The organism is Aeribacillus sp. FSL K6-2848 (genome assembly GCF_038004325.1).
Lineage (GTDB): Bacteria > Bacillota > Bacilli > Bacillales > Aeribacillaceae > Aeribacillus > Aeribacillus composti.
Genome location: NZ_JBBOQQ010000001.1, coordinates 572,121 through 585,981, shown reverse-complemented (window position 1 = coordinate 585,981; position 13,861 = coordinate 572,121). Strand labels below are relative to the sequence as shown.

The window sequence follows — 13,861 nt, the reverse complement described above, 5'->3', positions numbered from 1 at the left end:
TATTTTTTTACTTAAACGCAGAAAAGCGTAAAACCTGAAAAGCGATTAAGTAAAAAAGTATGCTGCCAGTTATTCTAGTATATTTTTCATAATGGACAGAAAGGCATGAACACCATGGAAAAAGATCAAACATTAAAAAAAGGGTTATTACCTCGACATGTTCAGTTTATTGCGCTAGCAGGCATGATTGGAACAGGAATTTTTAAAGGGAGCTCAGATACATTAAATATTGCCGGCCCAAGTGTTGTAATAGCTTACTTATTAGGAGGCCTTTTATTATTTATTGTCATGACGGCACTGGCTGAGATGGCGATTGTTTATCCGAACTTAAACGTTCAGCATCTTGTTTATAAAGCTTTTGGCTTCCATATATCCTTTATTGTAGGATGGCTTTATTGGATCAATTGGATTGTTGTCACCGTTGTTGAAATTTTAGCAGCAGGAAGCTTTCTGAAATATTGGTTTCCAACCGTACCGTTATGGCTTTTAAGTCTCCTTTGTATGGTTTTAATCGTTGGAATGAATTTGTTTCAAGTAAAGTACTATGGTGAAATTGAGTTTTGGTTTGCAGGAATTAAAATTTTCGCATTAATCGCTTTCATTTTATTAGGTTTTGGCATTTTGTTTGGAATTATTCCGAGCAATATTGATGATCCTTTTTCTAACTACACGGCACACGGCGGGTTCTTTCCTTATGGAATTGGAGGAATGTTAAGCGCCTTTTTAGTCGTCATGTTTTCATACGGCGGGGCTGAGTTAATAGGTGTTGCGGTCACAGAAACAAAAGATGCAGAAAAGGTTTTGCCAAAAGTCATTAAAGGAACGATGTGGAGAGTTATTCTCTTTTATATACTTCCTATTCTTATTATTTGTGGTTTAATGCCGTGGAATCAAGTGACAGGGGAAGACAGCCCATTTGTCCAAGTATTGAGCATCACAGGGCTTCCTGGAGCCGCTCATATTATGAATTTTGTCCTTATTACTGCTGTTTTATCAGCGGCGAACTCAGGGATTTACGCAACTTCCAGAACATTATATTCCATGGCTCAAAGCGGTGAAGCGCCAAAAAGATTTTTAAAGATTTCCAAACAAGGAATACCGATCAACTGTATTACAGTTACGGCTATCTGTATTTTATTTGGGGTATTTTTAGCTTATATGACTCCAGACCGAGTCATCAGCTATTTAATGACGATACCTGGTTTTACGATTATTTTATTATGGACAAGCATTTGTCTGGCTCAGCTAAAGCTTCGTTCTCAGTATAAGGAGAAACCATATTTCCAAGTAAAATGGTTCCCATACACAACGATAGTAGCCACCGTTTCATTATTGGTCATCTTTTTCTCTTTTATCTTTAATAAAAAAAATATGATCGGTTCTACTGTTTGCCTTGTCATCTTAGCACTGCTCATCATATTTTCTTTTATGAATAAAAACAGAAAAGAAAAAAGCGATAAAAATAACAAGGATATGGTAGAAAGTCCGTAAAATAAGGACATTAAAAGACTCATTCGTAACTCTGTCAAAAAAATGCAGTGTCTTGAAAAATTCACATGATAACAAATTTTAGGGGGGAAACCTTCCCCTGTCAGACAGTCGATTATAAACGGCTTTAGCCCTTTAGAACACAGGGCTAAAGCCGTTTTTATGATAGTTTTCCCACCGGAAGACGGGAATAGGAAACATTATGATAGGTCAAGATAACAGATTATTTTTTCAACTTCTCGGAAACAAGATATGCTACGAGCACGTATCGTTCCGGCGCGGAGCCGATAAAATGAAACGGATAACATGTACTGACAGTTAACGTGGGCCTCGGTTTCGGAACGATCACGGTCCGGTCGTCTTTATCAACGATCCGAACCTTATAGATTTTATAAGTAAATTCTCCAGCTGAAGTTGTGACGATTAATTCGTCTCCTTTTCCTACTTCCCCCAGCCTACGAAACACGGTGTCGCGATGACCGGAAAGAACCGAATTGTCTGACTCTCCTGGCAATACGCTTCCTGCAAAATGACCGACCCCTTTTTCAAGCTCTTCTTCGTTCGTTCCATGGTATATCGGAAGTACTGCATTTAGTTTTGGAATAAACAGCTCTCCTATTTGCTCCCCAATTTTAGGTCGTGTCGGATATAAAACCTTTTCTGCCTTCGTATTTTTCTCTGGGGCCGGCTGTGCAGCTTCCGCCTTCTGTTTCGTTTCAGAATGGGTCTCAGGCAGTAGCATTCCTTTGAAAAGTTTATAGCTGTTTGCGGCTGAAAACCATAGGCCGGCTAATATAATCATTGATGCAAAGAAAAGAAGAAACAACCGCTTGTTTCGGCTGCTTCTTTTTGTAGTTTCCAGCATATTAAACCTTCCTTGCTTGTCTAAAAATTAAAAATCCCGCTAAAACAATGAACAATCCTACCATAGCATTCATGCCATAGCCGGAATCTGTTTTCGGCAATTTTGCACCTTTAACTGTTTTATGCTCATTGCCCTTTACAGATTTTATCTTTTTTTCTATTTTTTGCGAAACGCTTTTCTCTTGTTTCACACTTTTGGCTTCTTGAGCACCGTGACGAATCGTTTGGCCAGTTCGATGTAACGTATCTGAATCAACGATTTCTCCGGTAATGAGAAGATCAGCCAGAAATTCTCCACTTTCACTGTATATGTTGATTTTCAAATTTGCATTGATCAATTCTTTCAAGTTAAATAGATCAAACAGCGAAAGCTCCTTTTCAGACCCATCTTTTACAAGGGAAAATGTAACTTTAATTTTAAAAATACGTTGAAAATCTTTAAAAATCGAAATTAACTCCTCGATTTGGCTCTTCGTAAGCTCTGTCGCTTCATCAAACCCTTCAAAAGCCATCATCCGATCCGCCAAGTCCAACAAAGCTATAATTGTCTCTTCTTTCATAAGATGCTCTTCAATTGATCGCAAATGGTTCTTTAACCGCTCAATTTCTTCTTTTGTCAATCCGTATTCCTGCTCAAAAACCGTTAATAAATCGTAAAGGAACTCGTCTTCTACACCAGCATCCCATTCTTCACTTAAAAATGTTATAACATCCTCTTCCAAATCATCTAGAAAAACGTAATCCTCCAATTTTTTTCCGTGTTCTTGAAGCAGCTGGCGCAACTCCTTTTCATTTAAATCATATTCATCATAAATATAGGATAAATTGCTTAAATCCTTTTTAATAACTTCTCCTAAAAATCTTTCTAAACTTTTAACGGTTTTAAAGTCTTCCAGTTTTCTCTCATATAAACTCAAAGATCTATTAATATGGTCAATTGTCACAGGAAATCCTCTAATACTACTAATTTTCGCCAAATAGTCTTGCAAATTTTTATCAAAATTTGGATCACGCTCTATGTAAAGCATGACGGCATCATACAAATTTTCTACAAACACATACTCATCTAGATCTTCACCGTGTTCTTGAAGCAGCTGGCGCAAACTGGCTTCATTTAAATTAAATTCGTCATATATTTCGGTTAAATTGCTTAAATCTTTTTGAATGACCTCTCCTAAAAAATCACGAAGTTCTTCAACAGAATCAAAATTTTCGATCTTTTCTTCATATTGAGCTAACGAAAATTCGATATGTTCTCTTGTAACTTTGAAACCTCTTTGTTTACTTACTTCCTCTAAATATTGATTCAGTTCTTTCTCAAAAGATGCTTGTTGTGCAGCTGATGACGGCTTTGGCATCACTCCTATCCACAAAATAAAAGCTAGTAATATGAATCCCCATTTTTTCATCATAATCCTCTTTTCCTCTTTTTTTATATCTCTTGAGAAAATTATAAATAGGAATAACGAATCAATCAACAAAATTTTTACAATTTTTACAAAAATTTTTACATGCACAAAAAAAGTGGGGCTGTCTAATAAGTCGTTTTTTCGGCTTATTGACGGCCCCCTTTTATGAAATATCGATGTTAATGATTTTTGGTTTTCAATAGGGATTTGACTTTCTGGACAGCCCCGTTTAATGTTAGAAGTCGTTTTCTTCATTTTCTTCATTCAAATTTTGCAATTGCTGCAATTCTATGATTCGACTTTTATCTTTTTCAAAAAATTGAATCAGATCCCCTATTCGGTCAATAGCATCCCAGCTCAAATGGTGCTCAATTCCTTCCACGTCGCGATAGATGTTTTCTTCTTTAACGCCAATAATCCGCAAAAATTGCTCTAACAGATCATGCCGGTAGACGAGGCGTTTTCCGATTTTTTTTCCTTTCGGCGTTAAGACGAACCCTCTATATTTTTCGTAAACTAAGTAGTCATCCTTGTCGAGCTTCTGCACCATTTTTGTAACGGAAGAAGGGTGTACAGATAACGCTTCTGCTATATCCGACACTCTCGCATAGCCTTTATTTTCAATTAGCAAATATATTTGTTCAATATAGTCTTCCATACTCGGGGTTGGCATTGGTTATCCTCCATTAATATCTTCATCATACAAAGTTTACTATATAAAAGCACCATAAGACAAGCGTATGGAGGAGATCAACCGTTATGAAAGACAATTTAATAGCCGATTTTCATCCTGTCTTTTTTACAGTTTTATGCAATCGCAAATATCTCGCAATCCATCCATGTTTCGGAGAAAACAAAAAGCTTATGAAAAACACTAATCCTGTGGCAAATGCCATTGAGCCAGAAATAGAAGTGTCGACCCAAGCTGCTATATAATAGCCCGCTACAGCAGATATTACGCCAAATAATCCGCTTAATACTAGCATAATAGAAAGTCTATCTGTCCAAAGATAAGCCGAGGCAGCTGGAGTAATTAACATCGCAACGACCATAATTGCGCCGACCGCATCAAAAGAAGCAACTGTCGTGATCGATACTAAGCATAAGAATACATAATGCATGAGTAAAACAGGAATCCCTAAGCTGGCAGCAAGCGCAGGATCAAATGAAGTGATTTTCCATTCTTTATAAAAAGCGACAAGAACAAATAAAACAACAAACAAAACGAGAGCCAGCAATGCTGTAGCCTTCGGAACCTCGCCAATTAGAGGAAGTGACATTTTATTCCAAGGTATAAAGGTGATTTCCCCCATTAAAGCATGTTGAACATCTAAATGTGCATTTCCTACAGAAGTCGCTATTAAAATAACGCCAATAGCAAACATCGTCGTAAACACAATTCCTATTGCTGCATCTTGCTGAACGTCTAAAGAATGAAGCCACTGCACTAAAAAAGCTGTCAATAGTCCTGCAAATATAGCACCAATGAGCATATGAGTTCCGCTTAATTCACGTGTAATAATAAAAGCGATGACAATTCCTAACAGAACCGTATGACTAATTGCATCAGCCATCATCGCCATTTTCCTGAGTATCAGAAATACACCTATTAAGCCACAGGACAGCCCTACTAAAGAAGCAGTTACGATAATCCACATAGCATGATAAGTCATGGTCATTCTACCCCTTTTGTTCTTAAGGCCTTACTGGTATGAATATTCACTAATCTTTTTTGCATTTTCAATTGTAAATACTTGACCAGAATCCCTTTCTCTTTGCCAAAGAAAAGCGATAAGAAAAACAGCGCGGACGCCACAATGACGATAAAAGGTCCTGTAGGCCATCCTCTCCCCAATGCACTGATGAATGTTCCAAATGCGCCAGCCGCTCCCCCAAACAGAGCTGATATGATAATCATCCGTTGAAAAGACTGTGTCCAATAGCGGGCACTTACAGACGGGATAATCAGCAGGGCGGCAATTAAAATAACTCCTACAGCTTGAATCCCAATGACAATCGTTGTGACAAGAATCGTTGTATATAATCCGTTCATCCATTTAAGTGACAGTCCTAATCCTTTTGCAAATTCCGGATCGAAAAGATATATTTTCCATTCTTTAAATGCAATGAATACAATCAAAATGACCGCCAAAGCTAGGATTAACATTGTAGTGACATCTGATCTGACCATCGAGGCGGCCTGACCGAAAATAAAACTGTCCAAGCCGCTCTGATTTCCGCCTGACGTCCGATTCACAACTGTCAGGAGCATGATTCCTAAGCCGAAAAAGATAGACAGCACCATTCCCATCGCCGTATCTGCCGAAATTCTAGTTGATGAACGTATCCATTGGATAAATGATGCTCCAATCAAAGCGCTGATGGATGCTCCAATGATCATGACAAATAAGTTTTTTTCTCCAAGTAGAAGAAAGGCGATCACAACACCGGGCAATGCTGCATGAGCTAAGGCATCGCTCATTAAGCTTTGCCGCTTCCAATAGGCTAAACAGCCCATTGTTCCAGCAGCAATCCCAAAAATCATCGTGCTAAATAACACCCATTGTGTGTTGCTATTTAATAGGATTGTGAACATGAAGACTCTCCTCTCTCAACCAGCGCAAGTCTCCTCCATAAGTTCGCGAAATATTTTCTCTAGTAAAAATTTGCTTCGTTTTTCCGTACTGAATGACGGTGCGATTTAATAAAAGAACATGGTCAAAATAATCTTCTACTGTTTGCAAATCATGGTGCACGACCATGACCGTTTTTCCTAAAGCTTTTAATTCTTTCAGCAATGTCATAATAGCCCGTTCTGTTGCTGCATCAACACCAGCCAGCGGTTCGTCCATAAAATACAAGTCGGCATTTTGCACTAATGCGCGTGCTAAAAACACACGCTGCTGTTGACCGCCAGAAAGCTGGCTTATCTGACGGTCAGCGTAATCAGCCATCCCTAATTTTTCCAAGGCCTCGAATGCTTTTTGTTTATGCAATCGGGATGGCCGCTTCAGCCATCCGATTTGCCCATATAGTCCCATAGTGACAACATCCAATGCGTTTGTTGGAAAGTCCCAATCAACCGAACCTCGCTGTGGTACATAACCGATCCTTTTTTGGACCTTGTTGAATGGCAATCCGAAAAATTTCACTGATCCCGTTAAGGAAGGGTGAAGATTTAATATTGTTTTTAAAAGCGTCGACTTTCCAGCACCGTTCGGACCGACGATTCCCACTAGCGAACCAGCCTGCACTACAAAATTCACATCGAAGAGCACTGTATTTTTTCGATAGGAAGCGGACAGATTCTCTACTTGAAGCACTGCTTCAGCCATGCTATTTTCCTCCTTCGCTTAATGCTTCATAAATCGTATTGATATTATGGCGATACATTCCTATATAAGTTCCTTCTTCTGTTCCTTCCTCACCCATTGCATCAGAGTAAAGCTCCCCGCCTAATGTAACGTTAATTCCTTCACTTTTCGCTCCTTCTATGACAGCCTTGATCGATTTTTCATTAATACTTGATTCGATAAATACGGCAGGAACTTTGTACTTTTTAATAATGTCAATCGTATCTTGAATATCTGTAATACCGATTTCGGAATCAGTGCTAAGTCCTTGAAGACCAACTACTTTAATGCCGTGCATTCGTCCGAAATATCCGAAAGCATCATGCGCTGTGACAAGAACTCTTTGACTTTCTGGAATGTCCGCAAGCTTTTCGGCTTCTTTTTTCAAATCAGCTAATCTAGCAAAATATTTCTTTTTATTTTCTTCAAAATAATCTGCGTCTTCCGGAGAGAATTCTTTTAATTGTTCAACCGCAGCATCCAATGCCTGCTGCCAAAGGTCCAGATCAAACCAAATATGAGGATCAACTACCCCTTTTTCATCCTTTAAAAGAGATTCTTCAGGAATGGTTTCACCGACTGCAAGAACAGGTTTTGATTCAGAGATCTTTTCAAATATTTCAACCATGTTCGCTTCCAAATGCAATCCGTTGTAAAAAATGATATCTGCTTCTTCAAGAGTTTCCATGTCACTTTGAGTAGCCTTATACAAATGAGGGTCTACAGACGGTCCCATTAAACTTTTGACATTTAAACGATCGCCGCCGATTACAGACAACGGCTCGCCAATTTGTGCAATCGTTGTGACGACATTAATTTTTCCATCTTTTGATCGTTTGGATGCTTCTTGTCCAGAACTACACGCGCTTAACACCAGCAAGGCACTAATTAAGAATAAGCACCCCATTTTTTTCATAACATTTTTCATTTTTTCGCACTCTCCTTTTATTTTTATGAATTGATTTGATTTTTAAGTCAGCCCATCTCTCTAGTTTATTGGTGAACGATTTCTATTAAATATCGACAACCATTCTGGCAAATTGTGAATTCAGGAATCAAACATTGTCCGTTTTTTATAGAAAACTCCTATATGTAACCTCAATTTGTTTTTATTCCTGAGAAGAAACAAAACTAAAAAAACGCAATCAATGAATAAATACCAAAACACTTATAGACATGAATTTCATTTCGCTAGTTGATTTGTTTCAGCTTCGCCATTCAGCTTACCGTTTGGCTTAATACTTTACAGAAAGTTGCCGGCTTCATGTTGCACAAATAGGAAATTTTTCCATTCCTTCACCTTCTTTTTTACCATAGTTATAAATATTGCCTAAGGGCAAACTTTATGTTAAAAAAAATTCCTTCACACATATTTATTTTATTGAGTTTAAATTTTGTTGTTATACCATATATTTTTCCTTAATGCAAATTTAATACCATTTTTGAGAAACTGTCAAGTATAAACCATCTGAATGAACGGGAGAAATTAAAACGAAATGGAAGAACCGCATTCGTACTCAGCGGTGCAAAGAGATGAGGACCACTCGCACAAGTGTCCTAATGAATGATGATCAAGGAAGGATTTGCTTGCAATTTCAAATACCGGATAACTAAGATACAATTTTCTCAACAATCATAAAGAGCCTTATTAAGATACGAATTATATATAGACCCCATCAGAGATGTTTGTTTATCGATTTCAATATGGGACTCCTGCAATAAATTTTCTAAAGTCTCGGTCGATCTTGTTGAACCGGGAAATTCTTGATTGAAAAAGACCACGCACTTCTTCAAGTACAACGACCGTTACACAAATTTAAAAAGGGACAACAATGAATCTATTGTTATCCCTATTTTTGTTTAATATATTTTGGCGCAATCCTTTTTAGTTTGAGCAGATCCTCTGTGGTGTCAATATCAAATCCCCATTCTGAATTTTCAAACGGTACAGCCATTAAGCTGGAATAATGTTTTTGGACAATTGATTTTCCTCCCTCATCACCTTGAATTTGCTCAAATTCATCAAATAATTCAGCATCAAACAATACAGGGTGTCCAAGCACATTATTATACTTAGGGCGGAAAATGCGGACACCTTCTTTTCGATATTGATCATAAGATTCTAGTAATTTAGTTATAACTATTGGAGGTACAAAGGGCTGGTCTGCCAAAAATACGAAGACTGCATCCGTTCGTCCCTTTAAAGCCTGAATCCCTGCTTTAAGAGAGGAAGCCATGCCGGATTCATAATCCCGATTCTCAATGATTTCTATTTCGGTTAAATCAGATGTGTGTTTGCGCAGCTCTTCGATATGTTTGCCGCCGACCAATACAATTGGTTTTAAGCCAGCTGCGGTAGCGGTGTTCACAGAGTAGCGAAATAATGGCTTCCCACCTAGAGATAATAACAGCTTTGGTTTTCCCATCCGTTTTGACATTCCGGCTGCTAAAATAATTGCTCCAACCTTTTTCAAACCATCTCTCCCCCAGACTCATTGTCACTGTCTCAATTCCTCAATCGCACCCAGCAAATACACTTCCGCTTTCTCACCTGCATTAAATCCTTTTCCCCCAGGCACTTTAACGAGACAATTGCTTTCCAGAAAGCTGGACAGAACATTAGAAGCTTGTTTCTTTGATATTTTCACTCTTAGTTCACCGGTTTGAGAAACGTACGTTAATCCTCGTAAAAACCGGGTGTGAAGCATTTGCTTCCCTTCAATTGCCTCGTCACATACAACCGTTACCCGTTTCGGCAGCGGATCCTTAGAACCGCTCATATAGCGTATAGCAGGCAGCACATAAAGATGTGCATTGACGTAAGACGAAGCTGGATTTCCTGCCAAAGCAAAAATCGGCTTATCCTGCCATACTCCGCACAAAACTGGCATTCCAGGGCGAGCTAATGTTTTCCAGAATATCACTTTCGCATTAATTTTTTCAAATACCTTTCCAAGGAAGTCATATTCGCCCATGGACACGCCTCCGCTTGTTACTAAAATGTCCACCTGCTGTAGAATCTCTAGCATCTTTTTTTCTAGCTCTTCTACTTTGTCCGGGGCAATCCCGAAATAAACCGGTTCACCTCCTGCTTGACTCACTTGACCGGCCAGCATTACGCCGTTACTGTCACGAAGCTTTCCAGGGACGATCGGCTCATCTACGTTTAATAATTCACTTCCCGTTGAAAGAATACCAACCTTAGGCTTCGCATAAACCGCAACAGATGCAATCCCGAATGTAGCGAGCAGACCCAGTTCAATTGGTCCTAAAAGCGTCCCTTGTGTGAGGACGTCCTTCCCTTCTTCAACATCTTGTCCCTTTTTGGCAATAGCATCGCCAATTTTAACCGATTGATAAACCAAAACGCTTTCGCTATCTTCCATTGCATTCTCAGTTTTCTCTACCATAACGACTGCGTTTGCACCTTCGGGGATAGGTGCTCCCGTCATAATGCGGCTGGCCGTACCTTGGGTAATTTTTTGTTGAGGTAAATATCCAGCGGGAATCTCTTCCAAAACCTTCAGCTTTACCGGGTCAGAAGCGCTGGCATTGATCACATCCTCCGCACGCAGAGCGTAACCGTCTACAGTGGAACGGTCAAACATAGGGACATCGTGATCAGCCCTTACCGTTTCCGCTAGATAGTACCCAAGAGCTTTAGACAGAGGTATGGTAATAACCGGAAGGGGACGTATCACAGAGAGAATAAGACGTTGTGCTTCTTCAAATGGGATAGGGGAAGAATTCGGGATATATAACATGCAATCACCACCTGTATATTTTGAAATGATCCTGCGCCTTTCATTAGTTGAAAAATACGTTCTTTTGTCCCTTCAATCGACCGACAATTTCGTTGTTATCATAGCGATTAGCTGAAATATATGTTCTTTTCTCCCCCCGCTCTGTTTTATCCTCCAATATAGTACATCTCTATCTTCTTTTTGTTCGGCATCGTTGTATTGTTAAATCTTTCTTCAGAGTAACGATCAGCTCGACGGCTCCAAACATCCTGAATGAGATTCCTAATTTCTTCATCCTTTGCCCCGCTGCGGAGCTGCGCCCGCAAATCTGTCCCTTGCGAGGCAAATAGACAGGTGTAAAGATTGCCGTCCGCTGAGAGTCGAGCTCTTGTGCACGTGGAACAAAAAGAGTCCGTTACGGAAGAAATAATGCCTATTTCCTCATTTGTGCCGCGATAGCGATAACGAGAGGCTACTTCTCCAAAATAATTGGACGGGATTGGTTCTAACGGCATTTCAGCGTTCACACGTTCGAAAATTTCTTGCTTAGATACCACTTGTGTAAGATTCCAGCCGTTGCTATTTCCTACATCCATAAATTCAATAAAGCGTAAAACATGTCCGGTCCCGCGGAAGTGACGCGCCATGGGCACAATGTCCTGATCATTGATCCCCTTTTGTACAACCATATTCACTTTCACCTTCATACCTGCCTTTGCGGCCGCTTCAATCCCTTCAAGAACTGTTTTGACGTCACAGCGGCCGCCGTTCATTTGGCGAAAAACTTTATCATCTAAGCTGTCCAAACTAACGTTGACACGGTGAAGACCAGCGTCCTTTAACGCTTTCGCATGTTTGGCAAGAAGAGAACCGTTCGTAGTCAAAGCAATGTCAGAAATACCCTCTATAGAACCGAGCATTTCAATTAACTTCGGCAGCTCTTTGCGCAGCAACGGCTCTCCCCCTGATAGGCGAATTTTCTCGACGCCAAGTGAGGCAAAAATGCGAGCCAGTCGAGTTATTTCCTCAAAACTGAGCAACTGATCATTTTTGAGAAATTGAAAATAAGGACCAAAAATCTCCGCTGGCATACAATAGCGGCAGCGAAAATTACACCGATCAGTAACTGAAATGCGCAAATCACGGAGAGGACGCTGAAGGGTATCGGTTATTTTGTTCATATTGCCCATTTTTACACTCTCCTATCATGCTAACATTATTTTGGAGAAAAAGCTTCTCATGAAAATTTCAAGTTGTTCCGAATTTTTGAAACTTTTTGATGCAGGCGTTGATGAATCAGTTCTCACTCGTTTTTTAGTTACCGCCTAAAAATATAAATGGCGGAGGATGGAGAAGACTCCATCTAAAACTCCGTCATTTGTTTCAATTTTTCAAGCAAGCTTATTTTCAAAAACGAGTGATACTCTGGTACTGCCTCCGGTACTGCTTATAAAACCTGCTGCCCTTGGTTTATAAAAAGGAGATGGCCGGAAATCCTATTATATGTTTCTATCAAGTTGAAAATTATGTCTAGTCATTCTAAATCTTCAGACAATATTTTCGGTGTGCACCAGCTCCTGCTCCTCAGATCAGAGTCAAAGATAGCTTGATTAAAAGCTTTGCTTAATGTCCTTCTCAGAAAAATTGTTTTAATGTTCGAATGCTCATCATGGCAACGAATAAGTCCTTTTCTTCCTAATGATTTCATTATTTTACTGTTGAAAAGATATTCCATTGACCTGATTGCAGCTGATCACATAATTGAGCGAGAAATCTTCCACCGTAGGCGCCATCAATTGTACGATGATCAAATGAAGCATTTAATGTGATCATCGGCTTTATCAAAGTTTCATGACGATTCGTTAAAACAGGCTGTTCTATTATATTTCCAACTGCTAAGATGCCGGTTTCAGGAGGATTTACAATTGCCACAAACTCGTCAACTCCAACTGAGCCAAGATTGGAAATTGTGAAAGTTCCTCCACGCATTTCTTCAGGCTTCAATAAGCCTTTTCTCGCTTTTTCAACCAATTCTGTTCTTTTTTCTGCAATCTCGATTAAGGACAATTGATCTGCCTGATGGATGACGGGAACAACTAAACCGTCATCAATAGCAACCGCTAGACCAATATTAATATCTTCATGCTCCAAAATATAAGGATCTCCTTCAGAATCTATGAATGAGGCATTTACCCTCGGGAATTTCTTCAATGTTAAAGCCACCGCCTGTATGAGAAAATCATTAAATGATAAACGAACGCCTGCCGAATGTTCAATACTTGAAACTACTGCCTGCCGCAATTGCACAATGGATGATACATCGACTCTTTTCTTGATTTGGAATTGAGGAACATTCATAAAGCTTGCGGTCATTCGCTGCGCAATCGTTTTTCTCATACTTGTAAGGTTAACCCTTTTCCCTTTAGCATGTATCGATGCTATGACTTTATTTTCTATTTTAACACTTTGATTCACTACATTTGCAGCAGCTTCCGCCACATCTTTCAGAATCACTCTTCCCCTTGGTCCCGAACCTTTAATTTTGGTTAGATCTACTCCGCGTTGCTTTGCAAGTCTTCTAGCTGCTGGAGAAACTCGGATTCTTTCAGTCTTTCCTAGTGAGATGTTCTCTTCTTTTACAGGATTATGATCGGAACTGCCTTTTTGATCGGTGGAATGTTTACCACTCGATACATATGCAAGAACAGTTCCTACTGGTACAGTTTCACCCTCATCCACAACAATTTCTTCTAACGTTCCCTCTACTTCTGATTCAACCTCAAGACTGGATTTTTCAGTTTCTACAATTAAAATTGGGTCATCTATTTTAATGGTATCACCAATTTTGACTTCCCATGAAACTATACGAGCCTCTTCCATTGATGAATCCAATTTAGGAAGTACAATTTCCTGCCGCACTTTTTTCCTCCTTCGTCATAACACATAGATAGCATCTTTTTGTGTATATAAATTGCAATTATTTATCAAAATGCTTTCAAATAAT

12 protein-coding genes are annotated in these 13,861 nt (G+C 39.3%); 1 reads left to right on the top strand and 11 read right to left on the bottom strand.

Going from position 1 to position 13,861, the window contains the following annotated elements:
• The first annotated feature begins 114 nt into the window (after positions 1–114).
• On the top strand, positions 115–1,491 hold the full coding sequence (locus tag NSS70_RS02965; protein WP_340882461.1) for an amino acid permease: 1,377 nt from the start codon (positions 115–117) through the stop codon (positions 1,489–1,491).
• A gap of 220 nt (positions 1,492–1,711) precedes the next feature.
• Here the strand turns inward: NSS70_RS02965 and NSS70_RS02960 are convergent, their stop codons facing one another.
• From NSS70_RS02960 to NSS70_RS02910, 11 genes are all read right to left on the bottom strand, one after another.
• Complete coding sequence (locus NSS70_RS02960; RefSeq protein ID WP_340880907.1) at positions 1,712–2,353, bottom strand: class D sortase; 642 nt, start codon at positions 2,351–2,353, stop codon at positions 1,712–1,714.
• A 1-nt stretch (position 2,354) separates the two neighbouring features.
• A complete protein-coding gene (locus tag NSS70_RS02955) occupies positions 2,355–3,764 on the bottom strand; it encodes a processed acidic surface protein (RefSeq protein WP_340880906.1) in 1,410 nt (469 codons plus the stop codon).
• A 232-nt stretch (positions 3,765–3,996) separates the two neighbouring features.
• Positions 3,997–4,434 (bottom strand): transcriptional regulator MntR, encoded by a 438-nt coding sequence (mntR, locus tag NSS70_RS02950; RefSeq protein WP_063386346.1) that lies wholly within the window; start codon positions 4,432–4,434, stop codon positions 3,997–3,999.
• Positions 4,435–4,546: 112 nt separating this feature from the next.
• Positions 4,547–5,434 carry a metal ABC transporter permease gene (locus tag NSS70_RS02945; RefSeq protein ID WP_063386347.1) on the bottom strand — a complete coding sequence of 296 codons (888 nt, stop codon included), beginning with the start codon at positions 5,432–5,434 and terminating at the stop codon, positions 4,547–4,549.
• 2 nt (positions 5,435–5,436) lie between these two features.
• Positions 5,437–6,357, bottom strand: coding sequence for a metal ABC transporter permease (locus NSS70_RS02940; protein WP_340880905.1), 921 nt, complete (start codon positions 6,355–6,357; stop codon positions 5,437–5,439).
• Entirely contained in the window at positions 6,335–7,096 is a 762-nt protein-coding gene (locus tag NSS70_RS02935; protein ID WP_063386349.1) for a metal ABC transporter ATP-binding protein, read from the bottom strand. Before NSS70_RS02935 ends, NSS70_RS02940 begins: the two co-directional genes overlap by 23 nt.
• Position 7,097: 1 nt before the next feature.
• Positions 7,098–8,042, bottom strand: coding sequence for a metal ABC transporter solute-binding protein, Zn/Mn family (locus NSS70_RS02930; RefSeq protein WP_066246945.1), 945 nt, complete (start codon positions 8,040–8,042; stop codon positions 7,098–7,100).
• 922 nt (positions 8,043–8,964) lie between these two features.
• Complete coding sequence (locus tag NSS70_RS02925; protein WP_327856928.1) at positions 8,965–9,588, bottom strand: nucleotidyltransferase family protein; 624 nt, start codon at positions 9,586–9,588, stop codon at positions 8,965–8,967.
• Between the two features lie 24 nt (positions 9,589–9,612).
• Positions 9,613–10,878, bottom strand: a complete 1,266-nt coding sequence (locus NSS70_RS02920; protein WP_340880903.1) for a molybdopterin molybdotransferase MoeA — start codon at positions 10,876–10,878, stop codon at positions 9,613–9,615.
• A 146-nt stretch (positions 10,879–11,024) separates the two neighbouring features.
• Positions 11,025–12,047, bottom strand: coding sequence for a GTP 3',8-cyclase MoaA (gene moaA / locus NSS70_RS02915; RefSeq protein ID WP_066246949.1), 1,023 nt, complete (start codon positions 12,045–12,047; stop codon positions 11,025–11,027).
• A 517-nt stretch (positions 12,048–12,564) separates the two neighbouring features.
• On the bottom strand, positions 12,565–13,776 hold the full coding sequence (locus tag NSS70_RS02910; protein ID WP_063386353.1) for a dihydrolipoamide acetyltransferase family protein: 1,212 nt from the start codon (positions 13,774–13,776) through the stop codon (positions 12,565–12,567).
• Positions 13,777–13,861: the final 85 nt, after the last annotated feature.